Here is a 15771-nt window from a genome sequence, read left to right as displayed (position 1 = left end):
AAAACGGCGAGGAAGGCGTAAACACCGTCTTTCCTCGTCTAGCTAATATTGACACCAAGCCAAATCGGGCGCTTTTATGTTTAACGAATACGTTGAACGTATTCGTGTCGACCACATAGTTCCTTGGGCTGGCTAACACCGGAAGAATTTCGCGAAAAGAATATAACCTGCACCCCATTGGGAACTACTAACTTACAAGTGGTATACGCAATGGGGTAAGGTCACAGACTCAGGCAGGTTGTCATCTTCATCATCCAGCGGAGTGGAGGCCATGGCTGTTCGCTGATGAGCACGCCAGCGGCGGTGCCAGATTTGCTTGTCGTCGCGCTCGCTAGGGCAGATGGTAATGCCCATTATGGGCTTTTTTCGAACACTGCGGCTCATGGCATCTCTTCAGCTGCCGGCTTCGTAATATCCGGCTTCTTTCTGATGTTTTAGCGCCAGAATGTAGACCGAGTTGCCCAGCACTTCGTAGACCAGTACGTATCCGGCACCGCCAAAGGGGATGAGTAACTCCCGGTATTCCGGTTCCATGTCATCGGCAGGACGGCCAGCATTGGGAAACTGCTCAAGAAGCAGCACTTTTTCCCGAATGGCCTTGATTGCGCCGATGGCGGCTTCTTCGCTTTTGTCCGCCAGGAACAGGTAAGCCTTCTCCAACCCGGCAGTGGCATTGTCCGTCCAATGAACTAGATATGACATTTGGGCATGGGCACCTTTTCGCCCTGAATGATCTTATCCATCCATTCGACGGCTTCAGCGTTTGTCAGATGCAGGCCGGTTTGCATATAATGCTCATGTGCGGCCTTGGCTTCCTGGCGCAAAGCTTCCCGTTTTTCTTCCCGCTCGACATAGTTCTCTATGGCTTGCAGCATAATGGCGTGCGCGGATTGGTTCCGGGCGTCAGCAAGGCTTTTAATGCGCTCGCGCAGGGGATTGGGAAGTTTTACAGAAGCGGGCGTTGTTGCTATATTTTGTTGCATGGCTTGTACCTCTGAGTAGAACTATTAACTACTTTGAACTACCCGTCAATACCGAGAGTCCACAGCACGACGATAAAAAAGGTATTTATCTTTACCAAGCAGAGGCTTATGCTCTTTTTAGGCCTCATGACATAATGGTCTTCACTAGGCAGAAATAAATTTTTCTGGACGACTTAAAAACCCGCAAATCCTTGTGTAGCGGGATTCGAATCCACACACGCAAAAGTTTTGTGCATACTTTGGGGTATAAAAAATGACATTTTGAAAATAAAAAATATTTTCAATAATTATTTCAAAGTATTATATCTATATTTAGAATCCCACCTTCTCCGCCATTAGTAAATAATTTGAGCTTGTTACAAACGTAGCCAGCTCTTTTTTTATGCCCTGATTTTGGGTGTGCCTAGGGACAATTCGTGATTTCATTCGTGATACTGTCCGCAGGGCTTACGACACAACACGATTCAGTCGTTCACGTTTTTTTAAAAAAGGTCAAAAAATTAGGTAAATTATGCCTAATCATCTGGCAAGAATGTGTGCAATCAGCCTGCAATTATTTGCAAAAGGCTGCATAGAGTGCAGTGGTGTCACTCCCCTTTCCGCCCCTGGCCCCGTAGATTTGCCTGACCTTTGCGCTGGAGAGGTGGTCCCGGCCATCCGTGGAGATAATACGGATTCCGTTCTCCCGCAAAACGTTGGTAAACGCGAAACTGGTGAGCTGACTGCCCTAATCAGTGTTGAAGATAGCGGGGTTACCGTTTTTCGCCAAGGCTTCTTCCAGGGCCGCGACGCAGAAATCAGCGTCCATGGTGTTGGAAAGTCTCCAGGACAACACTTTTTTGCTGTGCCAGTCCTCATAACGGCCACCAGGTACAGAAAGCCCTTGTGCATGGGGATGTAAGTGATATCAGCGCACCAGACCTGATTGGGCCGTGTAATGACAAAGTCGCGCAGTAAATACGGATAGCGGATGTGCTCCGTGTTGGGAATACTGGTTCTTGGTTTCCGATAAATCGGCATCAGCCCCATCAGGCGCATAAGGCGGCGGATCCGCTTTATGCCCGTACTGTATCCCATCAATCGCAAATAGTTCCGCATCTGGCGTACGCCGAGAAAAGACCACTCTGTAAAGGCCTGATCGATCTCCCGCATCAGCACATGGTTTATGCCATGTTCGCCCTTGGGCGTATACTACAGGCCGGAGCGGGAAATACAGAGTAAACCGCACTGCCGGACGATGCTGAGCGTGGCATGGTCATGCTGAACCATGCCTTGCCTGCGGGAGACGCTCCCCGCTTCCCCCAGGCTTGTGCTAAAAAATCTCGCTCCACGGTGAGTTGGCCAATTTTGGCATACAACTCGTGCAGCTCTCTTTCTTTTTTGGCTTCTTCTGTCTTGATTTCACCAGCAAATATGCCCGGGGCCGATTCTTTGAGTTGCTTGACCCACCGATGGATTTGCGTCTGGTGGACGCCGGACTCAGAACTCAATTCCGTGATGGTCCTTTCACCGGAAAGAGCTGCCAAGGCCACCTTCGCCTTAAAGGCTGGGGCGTGATTTTTACGCTTGTTCATTCGCACTCTCCTTGCGTTCAGGTGTAGCTTACACATCTGTCCGAATTTTGGGGAGTACCTCTGGGAACTACCTCACGTTATCCGAATCTTGGCCTCCACCCGCTGAGAGGACAAGACCATACAAAAATGCAAAAGCCACCGGTATCGGTGGCTTTTGCGCAGTCCTGATGCGTCCGCGTCCGTCAGTGCGGCATGAATCGCACTTTCAGCCAACGTCCGCCAAAATATTACCGCACCTGCGCCAGATGCAGACGGGTAACGGCCCGTTGCAGGGCCGCTTCGGCCCGCACCGTGTCCACAGCCTCGTCATGGCTGCTCAGGCGTTTTTCAGCTCGTTCTTTGGCGGCCATAGCCCTGGCTGCATCAATATTCGCGGCCAGTTCTGCGGATTCGGCTAGCACGGTGAGCACGTCGTTGTTTACGTCGGCAAAGCCGCCGGAAATAAAGACATGCTCCTCCTTGCCTTCGCTCTTGTAGCGCAGGCCCCCGATTTTCAGGGCCGAAAGCAGAGAGACGTGCTTGGGCAACACGCCGAATTCGCCCTGCACGCCGGGGCACACAGCCATCTCTACCGGGCAGCTCACTACGGTTTTGTCCGGCGTTACCACTTCCAGTTGCAGCGTACCCATACGCACTCCTTCGCTGCCGCCGGTCCTGCCCGGTCCGGAGCCTTGCGGCACCGGACCGGCGGCGGGACAGAACGGTTAGTTGCTTTCTTCCTGCTTGCGCTTTTCGTACTTGGCCACTGCCTGGTCAATACTGCCCAGCATGTAGAAGTCGCCTTCAGCCAGGTGGTCGTAGTCGCCGTCCAGAATGCCCTTGAAGCCCTTGATGGTGTCTTCCAGCTTTACATACTGGCCGGGCGTACCCGTAAAGGTTTCGGCCACATGGAAGGGCTGGGAGAGGAAGCGCTGGATGCGCCGGGCGCGGGACACGGTGAGCTTGTCTTCATCAGAAAGCTCGTCCATACCCAGGATGGCGATGATATCCTGCAGTTCTTTATACTTCTGCAGCACCATCTGCACGCGCCGAGCCACGCTGTAGTGCTCTTCGCCCACGACGTCGGGGGCGAGGATGCGCGAGGTGGAGTCCAGCGGGTCCACCGCTGGGTAGATGCCCAGTTCCGCAATCTGGCGCGAGAGCACAAGGGTGCCGTCCAGGTGCGAAAACGTGGTGGCCGGGGCCGGGTCAGTCAGGTCGTCGGCGGGCACGTACACGGCCTGCACCGAGGTGATGGACCCTTCATTGGTGGAGGTGATGCGCTCCTGCAGAGAACCAAGGTCCGTGCCCAGGGTCGGCTGATAGCCCACGGCCGAAGGCATGCGGCCCAGCAGAGCGGACACTTCCGAACCGGCCTGGGTGAAGCGGAAGATGTTGTCAATGAACAGGAGCACGTCCTGGTGTTCCTCATCGCGGAAGTATTCCGCGCAGGCCAGGGCGGTCAGGGCCACACGGGCGCGGGCTCCCGGAGGCTCGTTCATCTGCCCGTAGACCAGGGTGGCGCGTTCCAGCACGCCGGCTTCCTGCAGCTCGTTGTACAGGTCGTTGCCCTCACGGGTACGCTCGCCCACACCGGCAAACACCGACGAACCGCCGTGCTGCTTGGCGATGTTGTTGATCATCTCCATAAGGATAACGGTCTTGCCCACGCCTGCGCCACCGAAGAGACCCATCTTGCCGCCCTTGGGGAAGGGCACCAGCAGATCCACCACCTTGATGCCCGTTTCGAGCAGCTCTACCTTGGTGTTCTGGTCGGTGAAGGCCGGCGCGGCCCGGTGGATGGGGTAGTATTTTTCAGCATTAATGGGGCCCAGCTCGTCCACCGGACGGCCGATGACGTTGAGGATGCGCCCCACAGAGGCCTTGCCCACGGGCACCATGATGGGCTTGCCCGTGTCCACCACGTCCATGCCGCGCACCAGACCTTCGGTGGCGTCCATGGCAATGGTGCGGACCACGTTGTCGCCCAGGTGCTGCGCCACCTCACAGATGAGGTCGGGGGCGTCGCTGTTGTTCGGGTTTTGTATCTCCAGGGCGGTGAAGATATTCGGCAGGTTCCCGTCGCTGAACTCCACGTCCACGACGGCGCCGATAACCTGAACGATTTTACCGATATTTTTGCTCATGTCTGGCTCCTTAACCATTCAGCGCTTCAGCGCCGCCGACGATGTCGATGAGTTCGCTGGTGATGGAAGCCTGCCGCGTCTTGTTGTAGAGCAGGGTAAGGGAGTTGATCAGTTCGTTGCAGTTGCGCGTGGCGTTGTCCATGGCGGCCATGCGGGCGGCGTGCTCGCTGGCCGACGTGTCCAGCAGGCCACGGTAAACCTGCACCTTCACATAGCGGGGCAAAAGCTCCGCCAACAACTGCTCTTCCTGCGGTTCGTACACATATTCGCAGCGGGCTTCACCGGCCTGCTCCTCGTCCTCAGCGGCCTGCGGGGTCTGCAGGGGCAGCAGGCGCAGGCTCTTCGGCGGTTGATGCCCCATGGACATAAACTCGCCGTGTACCAGCCACACCTCGTCAAGGGCCAGGGTTTCGTAGCCGTGGATGACTTCCTGAGCTACGGAACTTGCCAGCGCAAAGTCGATGCTGCCCATGCGGTCGCCATGGGCCGTGGTGATGGCATGCCCGGCGGTGCGGGCCGCGTCGCGGCCCTTGCGGCCCACGCACACGAAGCTCACCTCCATGCCTTCTGCGGCTTTTTCCTTGGCCAGTCTGAGAGCCATGGCAATGATATTGCCGTTGAAGCTCCCGCACAGGCCGCGGTCGGAGGTCACCAGCACAATGGCGCAGTGCTTCTTTTCCTCATGCTCGGCCAACAGGGGGTGGGCGTTGCCCTCCACCTTGCGGGCCAGTTCGGCCAGCACGTCGCGGTATTTCTCCGCGTACGGCCTGAAGCGCTCAATGCGGGCCTGGGCGCCGCGCAGCCTAGCCGAGGCCACCATGTTCATGGCCTTGGTTATCTGCTTGGTCTTGCCGACCCCCACGATCTTCATTTTGACGTCTTTGAGTGAAGCCATGCTTTTCTCCCGTTGTTAGGGGGCCCTAGGCCGTCCAGCCCTGTTTGAAGGCTGTGATGGCTTCGGTCAGCGCTTTCTCCACTGCCTCGTCAATGACCTTTTTGTCCTTGATGGCGTCCAGCACGTCCTTCCTGGTGTCGCGCAGGAAGGTGAGCATGTCGGCTTCAAACTTACGCACGGATTCCACCGGCACGTCGTCCATATAGCCGCGCGTGGCGGCATAGATGGAGGCCACCTGCTCATGGGCGGGCATGGGCTGGTACTGGGGCTGCTTGAGCAGCTCCACCAGACGTGCGCCGCGCTCGAGCTTGGCCTTGGTGCCCTTGTCCAGGTCCGAACCAAACTGAGCGAAGGCCGCCAGTTCGCGGTACTGGGCCAGGTCCAGACGCATGGTGCCGGCCACCTGCTTCATGGCCTTGATCTGGGCTGCGCCGCCCACGCGGGACACGGAAAGGCCCACGTTGATGGCCGGGCGCACGCCGGCGTTGAACAGGTTGGGTTCCAGGTACACCTGACCGTCGGTGATGGAAATCACGTTGGTGGGGATATACGCCGAAACGTCGCCCGCCTGAGTTTCGATGATGGGCAGAGCCGTCATGGAACCCGCGCCCAGTTTGTCGCTCACCTTGGCCGCGCGTTCCAGAAGGCGCGAGTGCAGGTAGAAGACGTCGCCGGGGAAGGCTTCACGTCCCGGAGGACGACGGAGCAGCAGGGACATCTGGCGGTAGGCCACAGCCTGCTTGGAAAGGTCGTCGTAAATGATCAGGGCGTGTTTGCCGTTATTGCGGTAGTGCTCGGCCATGGTGCAACCGGTGTAGGCCGCAATGTACTGCAAAGGCGCGGGGTCGGAGGCCGTGGCCGAGATGATGGTGGTGTACTCCATGGCGCCGTAGCGGCGCAGGGTGTCGGCCACCAGGGCGACGGAAGACTTCTTTTGGCCGATGGCCACGTAGAAGCAGTGAATGTCCGTCTCTTTCTGGGCCAGAATGGCGTCGATACACACGGCCGTTTTGCCCGTCTGGCGGTCGCCGATGATCAGCTCGCGCTGACCGCGGCCGATGGGCGTCATGGCGTCGATGGCCTTGAGGCCCGTGGGCATGGGTTCGTGCACGCTCTTACGGGCGATGATGCCGGGGGCCTTGATTTCCACCGGGCGGACATGTTCGGCCTCAACGGGGCCGAGGCCGTCGATGGGTTCGCCCAACGGGTTGAGGACGCGGCCCATGACCTTGTCGCCTACGGGCACGGAGAAAATCTTGCCCGTACGTTTGACCGGGTCGCCTTCTTTGATGCCCACGTCCGGTCCGAGCAGCGCCACACCCACGTTGTCGGCTTCCAGGTTGAGCACCATGCCCATGACGCCGCCGGGGAACTCCAGCAACTCCATGGACATGGCGTTCTGTACGCCGTACACGCGGGCGATGCCGTCACCGACGTAGAGCACGGTGCCGGTTTCGCTCATTTCTACGCGCTGCTCGTAGTTTTTGATTTGATCCTCAATGATCTTGCTTATCTCTTCCGCTTTGATCTGCATGTGCTATTCACCCCTCTTGAATGTCTCCCGAAGGATTCCCAACTGCGCGCGCAGACTTGCGTCCAGCACCCGATCCCCCAGCTTGAGCACCATTCCCCCCAGTATGTCTTTATCCACGGCAAAGGTCAGTTCAATGTCCGCGCCAGCCTTTTTCTGCAGCGCGTCCTTGAGGTTGGCTTTTTTGTCGTTGGAAAGTTTCACCGCGGTAATGCACTGTCCGCGGAGGATACCCTTGGCCTCGTCCAGCATTTTGCCGTACCAGGCCGCAATTTCGTCAAGGAAGGCGAGCCGTTCCTTGTCCGCCAACAGGAAGCAGAAATTGCGCATGGTCTGGTCGGCCTTGAGCTTGTCCAGCAGTTTGCCAAGCACCGCCTTTTTTTCTTCTACGCCGATGACCGGGCTTTTGAGGGTCTGGCCCAAGTCCGGGGCGGCGGCAAGCATCTCGCCCAGAGAGGCAAGACACGCGCCGTGCGCGCTCAGGGCTTGATCCCCTTCCTCCCTGCCCAGGGCGAAGATGGCGTTGGCGTATCTGCGTGCAACCACAGTGTCGATCAATGGAGCACCACCTTGTTAAGCGAGTTGGCGATCAGCTTGTCGTGTTCTTCCGCCGTGAGGCGTGCGCTCAGGGCTTTGGCCGTGGCGTCCACGATCTCGTCGGCGATGGCGGAGCGCACCTGGGCGAACACGGCACGGCCCTCGTTTTCGGCGGTAAGGCGCGCCTGTTCCACAATCTGGGCCGCCTGACGCCGCGCCTCTTCCACAATGCCCTGCTTCAGGGCTTCGGCCTGGGTGCGGCTTTCGGCCAGAATGGCCTCCCGCTCCGCATTGAGGTTGGCGATGCGCGTTTCCACCTCGGCCAGTTGGGTCTTGGCCTGCGCACGGCGCTGCTCAAGACCGTCCAGAGAATCCTTGATGCCCTGCCGGCGGTTTTTGAAATAGCGCTTGGCCAACCCGCCCACAAAGTACCAGAGGATACCCGCAAAGATCACGAAGTTGAGCACACGCCAGCCGAAGTCGCTCCAGCGCGGCGCCGCGTGGCCTTCACTGGCGCAGGCTGCCTGGGGCAGCAGCACCAGCGCCGCAGCGACGCAGAAAAGCGGCAGGATAAACCCCGCGTGTTTCCATTTGCTCAAAGCCCACCCCCTCGGTCAAACAGTTAGCCATGCGCCGGCAAAACGCTCCCTGCGCTCCGGCATACCACCCCTAGCCCTTGAGCAGCCTGTCGGCCAGACGCGCCGAAAGACCGTCCACCTTCCCGCGCAGCTCCGCAAGGGTTGCGGCGGCCTGAGCCTCCAGCGCGGCGCGCGTTTCAGTCAGAATGTCGCGGGCGCCCTTTTGCGCTTCGCCCACGATCTGCTGCTGCTCCGTCACGCCGGCCGCCCGGCCTTCCTCGCGCTGCAGCCCGGCGTCCTGACGGGCGCGGGTCAGCTCGGCCTCATAGTTGGTAAGACGCTCGGAAGCCTGATACTCAAAGGAGCCGGCTTCTTCTTCCATACCTTCCAGGATGCCGTTGCGTTTTTTGATAATGGCGCGGATCGGCCGGATAAGGAGGAGATTAAGCACATACACAGCGATAAAAAAGTTCGCCAGCTGAAACACCAGTGTAACGTTCAGGTCCAGCATGCCGCGTCCTCCTCAAACGATGCGGATTGAAGGAAAAAAGTGTAAGCCCTTGCAACATATCCGCTCGCCCCTGTTCTGTCAAAGGGTATTGGTGACAAATTTCGCAAACTCCCCAAAAAAAATTGCAGCCCCTAAAAAAGGGCTCCAACCGCCCGCTTTTACGAGCGCCTTTCCGGGGCAGCGGTCTGTCACACTTTTTCACAAACCGTTATTATTGTCGTTTTTCTGCTGTTTTTATCCTGCCCGCAGAGGTTGGGGCGGGCTAAGGGGCCGGTATCAAAAGGTGCGGCCGCATCCCGGCGGGCACATGGACAAGGGCAGCAAAAGGCGGTATAATTTTTTTAACGAGCTGAATCCGCAATGCGCGCGCAGTCGCGCTGGGAAGGAGTTTATATGTTGCAATTACGGATACTCGCCCTGCTGGGGGTCCTGCTGCTGGGCCTGGCCCAGAATCCGGCGCGGGCGGGCGAGGGGGGCGGGATTACGGCCCGCAGCGTGTTTGCCCTGCTGCCGGCCAGCATTTTTGAGAATACGCCCGAGGGCTTGAGCGCTGCCGAAAAGCAGCGCTTGCTGGCGGAAGGCCATGCGGAATTTTGGGAAATCGCCGGCGAGACTGAGGATGTGCTGGTTTTCGCCTCGCTGCCGTTCAGGGATGCGGCTGTGGCGTTGCGGCTGTTCCGGCATCTGGATGACGGCGCCGTGGAGGCGGCCGTAGGCACTCTGGGCGGCCCGGTGTGCACGCTGGAACTGTGGCGGGTGGACGCCTCTGGTCGGGCGGTACCGGCGGACACGCCGCCGGAGCCGGACGTGAGCGAGTTTTTGGCCAAAGGGCAGAAGCTGCCGCCCGACGTGCGGGCCACGGTAATGCTTTGCCTGGGGCTGGGCGGGCTCAAGGCCCTGCCCCTGTTCTGGACCAGCACGGGCATGGCGCATGTGCCGGTAGCCAACAGCGTGGGTTATCAGTGGAACGGCGCGGTTTTTGAAAAGCGGGTGACCCCGGCCGACGAATAAATCGGACGGCGGGGCGGCCGCAGCTGTGGGGGGCGCATTGCCAAGGCGGCCAGGATGTCTTACTTAAGGGGGCTGCCGCCGGGTTTCAGGGCGGCAGGGCGACGTCGCGCCGGTTTTGGCCGGGGGCGTTGCGCATCCCGCCATCTCGAGGAGACCCCATGTTCGGCTTTCTTTTCAAAAAGATATTCGGCAGCAAAAACGAAAGATATCTGCGTCGGCTGCGGCCTCAGGTGCAGCGCATCAACGCTTTGGAAGAGCAGATGCGCGCCCTGGAGGACGCGGATCTGCCCGCCCGCATCGTCCAATACAAAACAGCGGTACAGGAGCAGGGCCAGAGCCTGGACGCCCTGCTGCCCGAAGTTTTTGCCTTGGTGCGCGAGGCTGCGCGCCGCGTGCTGGGCATGCGGCACTATGACGTGCAGCTGGTGGGCGGCATGGTGCTGCACAAGGGCAAAATTGCCGAGATGAAGACCGGCGAAGGCAAGACCCTGGTGGCCACCTTGCCCGTGGTGCTCAATGCCCTTACGGGCAAAGGCGTACACGTGGTGACGGTCAACGATTACCTGGCCCGGCGCGACGCCCAGTGGATGGGGCAGCTCTACGGCTTTCTGGGGCTCAGTACGGGCGTGATCATTCATGATATGGACGATGAGGAGCGCAAGGCCGCCTATAACGCCGACATCACTTACGGCACCAACAATGAGTTCGGCTTCGATTATTTGCGCGACAACATGAAGTTCTACGCCAGTCAGTTGGTGCAGCGCGGGCACAACTTCGCCATTGTGGACGAAGTGGACTCTATTCTTATTGACGAAGCCCGCACGCCGCTGATCATTTCCGGCGCGGCGGACGAATCCGTGGACATGTACCGCACGGTGGACGCCGTGGTCTGCCGGCTGACGCCGGAGCACTATACCATTGACGAAAAAGCCCGCACGGCCATGCTTACAGACGCGGGCGTGGCCCGTTGCGAAGAACTGCTCAACGTGGACAACCTTTTTGATCCGGCCAACATCACGGCCCAGCACCACGTTATGCAGTCCCTCAAGGCGCATCTGGTTTTCAAGCGTGACGTGGACTATATTGTGCAGAACGACCAGGTGGTCATTGTGGACGAGTTCACGGGCCGCCTTATGGCCGGACGCCGCTATTCCGATGGCCTGCACCAGGCGCTGGAGGCCAAGGAACACGTTACCGTGGCCGCTGAAAATCAGACGCTGGCCTCCATCACCTTCCAGAACTACTTCCGCCTGTATGACAAACTTTCGGGCATGACCGGCACGGCCGACACCGAGGCCGTGGAATTCCACCAGATCTACAATCTGGAGGTGGTTTCCATCCCGCCCAACCGGCCCATGATCCGCAAGGACTACCCGGACCTTATCTACCGCAGCCGACAGGAAAAATTTGACGCCATTGTGGACGCCATTGTGGAACTGCACCAGCGCGAACAGCCCGTGCTGGTGGGCACCATTTCCATTGAAACGTCTGAAATGCTCTCGCAGCGCCTGACCAAACTGGGCATCCCGCACAGTGTGCTCAACGCCAAACAGCACGAGAAGGAAGCGGAAATCGTGGCCCAGGCCGGGCAGAAGGGCAAGGTGACCATTGCCACCAACATGGCCGGCCGCGGCACGGATATCGTGCTGGGCGAGGGCGTGGTGGATCTGGGCGGCCTGCACATTCTGGGCACGGAGCGGCACGAGAGCCGCCGCATTGATAACCAGCTGCGCGGGCGTTCCGGCCGTCAGGGCGACCCCGGTTCCTCGCGCTTCTACCTTTCGCTGGAAGACGACCTCATGCGTCTGTTCGGTTCCGACCGCATCAAGGGCCTTATGGAAAAGCTGGGCCTCAAGGACGGCGAAGCCATTGAGAACGCCATGGTCACCCGTGCGGTGGAAGGCGCGCAGAAGCGGGTGGAGGCCCACCACTTTGAAATCCGCAAGACGCTGCTGGATTACGACAACGTCATGAATCAGCAGCGCGAGGTCATCTACACCCTGCGTCGTGAACTCATGGTGGAGGCGGACCTCACCCCTGTGCTGGACGAATTCATGGGCGACGTGCTGGACGACGTCTACTCCTCCCTGGACCACGCCGCCCCCGACGACACGGACCTGCGCGAAGCCGCTCTGGGCCGCCTGCGCGACGTCTTCAACCTGGAACGCGCTCTGCCCGAAGGGGCCCGCCTGCCTGAACGCGAGGAATGCGACGCGCTGGTCCGCAGCCAGTTCGACCGCCTGCGGGAAGAGGCCGGGACCGGTTATCAGGATATTTTGCGCTTCTTCCTGCTGGAGGAGCTGGACCGTTGCTGGAAGGAGCACCTGCGCAACATGGACGCCCTGCGCGACGGCATCGGTCTGCGCGGCTACGGTCAGCGCGACCCCAAGCTGGAGTACAAGCGCGAGGGCTTTGAGATGTTTCAGGCCATGCTCTTCCAGATCCGTGAGAGCGTGTTCCGCACCCTGACCCGCGTGCACGTGCGGCTGGAGGAAGCGGCCGCCCAGAATGCGGCGGCTGCGGCCAATGCGGTGGAAGCATCCGAACCGGAAGGCACGCCTCTGGCCCGGCAGTACCGGCACAAGGAAGACTCAGGCCTTTCCTATTCCGGCGGCGGCGAAGAGGCCGAGGCCGCGCACAAGCCCGCCAAGGCCGCGCCGCGAGTGGGCCGCAATGATCTTTGCCCCTGCGGCAGCGGCAAAAAATACAAAAAATGCTGCGGCCGGGGCAAATAGTGGTTTTTCCGCCGTGCGTCGGCCCGCAGCCGTCCTGCCGGGACTGTGGGTACGGAGAAACAGGCGGCTATGCTGCCAGGACATCTTCGGTCGGCAGGAGTGGGCTGTAGCCGCGGTGCGGCGATGCGGGAGCGCGGTGCGGCTGCCCCACGGCACGTTGTGAAGCGTCCGTTGCGGCATGTCGCTACATGCCGTCCCTGCCCCGCGGGCAGCGGGCGTGGCATCCGAGCTTGGGCTCCGGCCACGACGGCCTGTTGTGGATACAGGTTTTCTCTCGCTGGCTTCAGTCCGGCCCAGCAGCGGGACGCCTCTGCGGCCAGCCTTTGTGGGGATGAAGAACCCCCGCGCAAGGGCGGCCGCACGGCCCTTGCACCGCGCGGCCGTCGCGGCGTTTCATCCCTTTCCCACACTCGCTGAGGACGTTTTTCCGTACCGTCGTCCGTTTTCCTTCTGCCCGTCCGTATTCCCACTATCCCCCCACTGGCCTGTGTCGTCAGCACGGAGGCCCCCATGCTCCTGCGTCTCCCCTCAGTTCTGGCCCGTCTTTGCGGCCTGCCGCGTGTGGGCCGTCGCTCTGTTCCCGCCGCCCCGTCCCGTCAGGCCGGTGAGGCTGCGGCGCGGCTTGCCGCCGCCGCAACCGCCGCGCCGGATGCGGTGCTGCAACGTCTGGGTTCGGCTGCTGCAGGCCTTGGCGCGGCACAGGTTTCCGCCCTGCGCCAGCGCTACGGGGCCAATGTCCTGGCCGTGAAAAACCGGGACAGCCTGGCCCGGCGCTTGTGCCGTTCCTTTGTTAATCCCTTCAGCGTGGTTCTGCTGGTGCTGGCCTGCGTGTCCTTTATCACGGACTATCTTCTGGCCGCCGCCGGGGACAAAGACCTTACTGCCGTGCTCATCGTGGCGGGCATGGTGCTGGTGAGCGGCACGTTGCATTTTGTGCAGGAGGCGCGATCGGGCAACGCCCTGGCCCGGCTGGAGGGCATGGTCAAGACCACCATCGCCGTGCTGCGCGACGGCCGGGAGCGGGAGCTGCCCATAACTGACCTGGTAGTGGGCGATGTGGTGCGGCTGGCCGCGGGCGACATGATCCCGGCGGACATGCGTGTGATCCGGGCCAAGGATCTTTTTGTGAGCCAGTCCTCGCTGACGGGCGAAAGCGCGCCGGTGGAAAAGTTTGCCCGCGCTTTGCCTGCTGAGGCCGCGCGCCAAAGCCCCCTGGACTGCAACAATCTTGTTTTTTTTGGCAGCAACGTGCTGAGCGGCGCGGCGCACGGGGTGGTGCTGGCCGTGGGCGGGGCCACGCTGTTCGGCTCTTTGGCGCGGCAGCTTTCCGTCACGGCCGCGCCCACCAGCTTTGACAAAGGGGTTAACGCCGTTTCCTGGCTGCTGCTGCGGCTCATGGCCTGCATGGCCCCGGTGGTCTTTTTTATTAATGGCCTGACCAAAGGGGATTGGGTGGAGGCCGCCATATTCGCCCTTTCCGTGGCCGTAGGGCTGACGCCGGAGATGCTGCCCACGGTGGTTTCGGCCAATCTGGTGCGCGGGGCCGTGTTTATGGCTCGCAAGAGGGTCATTGTCCGTCGGCTCAACGCCATCCAGAACCTGGGAGCCATGGACGTGCTCTGTACGGACAAGACCGGCACGCTGACCCAGGACAGGATTATTCTGGAATATTCCCGTGATATCCACGGCAAGGACGACGACGATGTACTGCGCCACGCTTTTTTGAACAGCTGGCTGCAGACGGGCCTCAAAAATCTGCTGGATGCGGCCGTGGTCAGCCACGCCGATGAAAAACGCATGCAGGATCTGCGGCAAGGGTACCGGCTGGTGGATGAAATGCCCTTTGATTTCAGCCGTCGACGCATGAGCGTGGTGGTGGAGGGCGGGGACGGCAAGAGGCAGATCATCACCAAGGGCGCGCTGGAAGAGATGTTGGGCATCTGCACGGCAGCGCGGGACAATGGCGTGGATGTGCCCCTGACCCCGGAGCTGCGCCAGGACATTACGGCGCATGTGCACCGCTACAACGCTGACGGCCTGCGCGTGGTGGCCGTGGCCGTCCGGGCCGTGGACGCCGCGCCCCGCGCCTATGTCGTGGACGATGAGCGGGATATGACGCTGCTGGGCTTTCTGGCCTTCCTGGACCCGCCCAAAGAATCGGCCGCCAGAGCCGTGGCCGCGCTGGAAGGGCACGGCGTGCGCGTCAAGGTGCTTACGGGCGACAACGACGCCGTCACCCGCAGCGTTTGCCGTCAGGTGGGGTTGCGCGGCCGGCGGGTGCTGCTGGGCGCGGACCTGGAGGGCATGGACGCCGCCGCCCTGGGGCGGGCGGTGGAGCGGGCCGACGTTTTTGCCAAGCTGAATCCGCTGCAGAAGGCCCGTATCGTTACCAGCCTGCGGAGCAACGGCCATGTAGTGGGCTTCATGGGGGACGGCATCAACGATGCGCCGGCCATGAAAAACGCCGACGTGGCCGTTTCCGTGGATACGGCCGTGGACGTGGCGCGGGAATCGGCGGGCGTTATCCTGCTGGAGAAAGACCTCACTGTGCTGGAAGCCGGGGTGATGGAGGGCCGCCGCACCTACTCCAACATATTGAAATACATAAAAATTACCGTAAGTTCCAATTTCGGCAACATGCTTTCTGTACTCACGGCCAGCCTGTTGTTGCCCTTTTTGCCCATGACGCCGCTGCAGATCCTGATTCTCAACCTGCTGTACGACCTCTCCTGCACGGCCATGCCCTGGGATAACGTAGACGCGGACATGCTGGCGCGGCCCAGCGTCTGGAACAGTGGAGGCATCCAGCGGTTCATGCTCTGGTTCGGACCGGTCAGTTCTCTGTTTGACCTGCTTACCTATGCGCTGCTGTTTTTTGTGATCTGCCCGGCAGCCCTGGCGGCGGGAGGCTGGGCCGGACTGGACCCGGCCGGGCGCGCGGCCTTTGTGGCCCTGTTTCAGGCGGGCTGGTTTGTGGAATCCATCTGGACCCAGACCCTGGTGCTGCACATGCTGCGTACGCCGCGGGTTCCTCTGCTGCAGAGCCGCGCCGCCTGGCAGGTGACTATGCTGACCTTTCTGGGCGTGGCCGTGGGTACGGCCATTCCTTTTGCCCCTTTGGGGCGCTGGCTGGAAATGGGCGCGCTGCCTGTCGGATTTTTCCCCTGGCTGCTGGCCGTGCTGACAGGCTATCTTGGCCTGGTCAGTGTGGTGAAGCTCCGCTTTGTGCGGCGGCATCAGGCCTGGCTGTGAGCCGCGTACGTTTTTTTCGGCGCTCCCGCCGACCATCC

The 15771-nt window shown here is 60.5% G+C and carries 14 protein-coding genes; 3 read left to right on the top strand and 11 right to left on the bottom strand.

Features of this window, described 5'->3' with window-relative positions; genetic code table 11:
* Nucleotides 1-393: 393 nt before the first annotated feature.
* From J7I12_RS06860 to J7I12_RS06810, 11 genes are all read right to left on the bottom strand, one after another.
* On the bottom strand, nt 394-702 hold the full coding sequence (locus J7I12_RS06860; protein WP_118229641.1) for a type II toxin-antitoxin system RelE/ParE family toxin: 309 nt from the start codon (nt 700-702) through the stop codon (nt 394-396).
* Nucleotides 690-983, bottom strand: coding sequence for a CopG family ribbon-helix-helix protein (locus tag J7I12_RS06855; RefSeq protein WP_302413260.1), 294 nt, complete (start codon nt 981-983; stop codon nt 690-692). The genes J7I12_RS06860 and J7I12_RS06855 overlap by 13 nt, the downstream gene beginning before the upstream one ends.
* A 519-nt stretch (nt 984-1502) precedes the next feature.
* Entirely contained in the window at nt 1503-2081 is a 579-nt protein-coding gene (locus J7I12_RS06850) for a hypothetical protein (protein WP_498794161.1), read from the bottom strand.
* Nucleotides 2082-2146: 65 nt separating this feature from the next.
* Entirely contained in the window at nt 2147-2557 is a 411-nt protein-coding gene (locus tag J7I12_RS06845; protein ID WP_165450863.1) for a transposase, read from the bottom strand.
* 227 nt (nt 2558-2784) lie between these two features.
* Nucleotides 2785-3186: a F0F1 ATP synthase subunit epsilon gene (locus J7I12_RS06840; RefSeq protein WP_288908442.1), complete on the bottom strand. Its 402-nt coding sequence runs from the start codon at nt 3184-3186 to the stop codon at nt 2785-2787.
* 75 nt (nt 3187-3261) lie between these two features.
* A complete protein-coding gene (atpD, locus tag J7I12_RS06835) occupies nt 3262-4683 on the bottom strand; it encodes a F0F1 ATP synthase subunit beta (RefSeq protein ID WP_118229637.1) in 1422 nt (473 codons plus the stop codon).
* 10 nt (nt 4684-4693) lie between these two features.
* On the bottom strand, nt 4694-5578 hold the full coding sequence (locus J7I12_RS06830; protein ID WP_498793439.1) for a F0F1 ATP synthase subunit gamma: 885 nt from the start codon (nt 5576-5578) through the stop codon (nt 4694-4696).
* A 25-nt stretch (nt 5579-5603) separates the two neighbouring features.
* Nucleotides 5604-7112, bottom strand: coding sequence for a F0F1 ATP synthase subunit alpha (gene atpA / locus J7I12_RS06825; RefSeq protein ID WP_118229635.1), 1509 nt, complete (start codon nt 7110-7112; stop codon nt 5604-5606).
* 3 nt (nt 7113-7115) lie between these two features.
* Complete coding sequence (gene atpH, locus J7I12_RS06820; RefSeq protein WP_118229634.1) at nt 7116-7667, bottom strand: ATP synthase F1 subunit delta; 552 nt, start codon at nt 7665-7667, stop codon at nt 7116-7118.
* A complete protein-coding gene (locus J7I12_RS06815) occupies nt 7664-8245 on the bottom strand; it encodes a F0F1 ATP synthase subunit B (RefSeq protein ID WP_118229633.1) in 582 nt (193 codons plus the stop codon). The genes atpH and J7I12_RS06815 overlap by 4 nt, the downstream gene beginning before the upstream one ends.
* A gap of 70 nt (nt 8246-8315) precedes the next feature.
* Complete coding sequence (locus J7I12_RS06810; protein WP_302548644.1) at nt 8316-8735, bottom strand: F0F1 ATP synthase subunit B; 420 nt, start codon at nt 8733-8735, stop codon at nt 8316-8318.
* Nucleotides 8736-9128: 393 nt separating this feature from the next.
* On the opposite strand from J7I12_RS06810, the gene J7I12_RS06805 reads away from it, so the two are divergent.
* The 3 genes from J7I12_RS06805 (at nt 9129) to mgtA (ending at nt 15733) form a co-directional block, all read left to right on the top strand.
* Entirely contained in the window at nt 9129-9746 is a 618-nt protein-coding gene (locus tag J7I12_RS06805; RefSeq protein WP_118229631.1) for a hypothetical protein, read from the top strand.
* A 158-nt stretch (nt 9747-9904) separates the two neighbouring features.
* A complete protein-coding gene (gene secA, locus J7I12_RS06800) occupies nt 9905-12481 on the top strand; it encodes a preprotein translocase subunit SecA (protein WP_118229630.1) in 2577 nt (858 codons plus the stop codon).
* A gap of 510 nt (nt 12482-12991) precedes the next feature.
* Nucleotides 12992-15733 carry a magnesium-translocating P-type ATPase gene (gene mgtA, locus J7I12_RS06795; RefSeq protein WP_130957760.1) on the top strand — a complete coding sequence of 914 codons (2742 nt, stop codon included), beginning with the start codon at nt 12992-12994 and terminating at the stop codon, nt 15731-15733.
* Nucleotides 15734-15771: the final 38 nt, after the last annotated feature.

The organism is Desulfovibrio diazotrophicus, from assembly GCF_902498985.2.
Taxonomy (GTDB): domain Bacteria; phylum Desulfobacterota; class Desulfovibrionia; order Desulfovibrionales; family Desulfovibrionaceae; genus Desulfovibrio; species Desulfovibrio legallii.
Note: the sequence above shows the minus strand (reverse complement) of the source record. Positions and strands in the feature narration are given on the sequence as shown.

What these genes read in the sequence shown, in the direction of transcription:
- J7I12_RS06860 (WP_118229641.1), bottom strand. Translation starts at nt 702, where the DNA reads ATGTCATATCTAGTTCATTGGACGGACAATGCCACTGCCGGGTTGGAG.
- J7I12_RS06855 (WP_302413260.1), bottom strand. Translation starts at nt 983, where the DNA reads ATGCAACAAAATATAGCAACAACGCCCGCTTCTGTAAAACTTCCCAAT.
- J7I12_RS06850 (WP_498794161.1), bottom strand. Translation starts at nt 2,081, where the DNA reads ATGCGGAACTATTTGCGATTGATGGGATACAGTACGGGCATAAAGCGG.
- J7I12_RS06845 (WP_165450863.1), bottom strand. Translation starts at nt 2,557, where the DNA reads ATGAACAAGCGTAAAAATCACGCCCCAGCCTTTAAGGCGAAGGTGGCC.
- J7I12_RS06840 (WP_288908442.1), bottom strand. Translation starts at nt 3,186, where the DNA reads ATGGGTACGCTGCAACTGGAAGTGGTAACGCCGGACAAAACCGTAGTG.
- atpD (WP_118229637.1), bottom strand. Translation starts at nt 4,683, where the DNA reads ATGAGCAAAAATATCGGTAAAATCGTTCAGGTTATCGGCGCCGTCGTG.
- J7I12_RS06830 (WP_498793439.1), bottom strand. Translation starts at nt 5,578, where the DNA reads ATGGCTTCACTCAAAGACGTCAAAATGAAGATCGTGGGGGTCGGCAAG.
- atpA (WP_118229635.1), bottom strand. Translation starts at nt 7,112, where the DNA reads ATGCAGATCAAAGCGGAAGAGATAAGCAAGATCATTGAGGATCAAATC.
- J7I12_RS06810 (WP_302548644.1), bottom strand. Translation starts at nt 8,735, where the DNA reads ATGCTGGACCTGAACGTTACACTGGTGTTTCAGCTGGCGAACTTTTTT.
- J7I12_RS06805 (WP_118229631.1), top strand. Translation starts at nt 9,129, where the DNA reads ATGTTGCAATTACGGATACTCGCCCTGCTGGGGGTCCTGCTGCTGGGC.
- secA (WP_118229630.1), top strand. Translation starts at nt 9,905, where the DNA reads ATGTTCGGCTTTCTTTTCAAAAAGATATTCGGCAGCAAAAACGAAAGA.
- mgtA (WP_130957760.1), top strand. Translation starts at nt 12,992, where the DNA reads ATGCTCCTGCGTCTCCCCTCAGTTCTGGCCCGTCTTTGCGGCCTGCCG.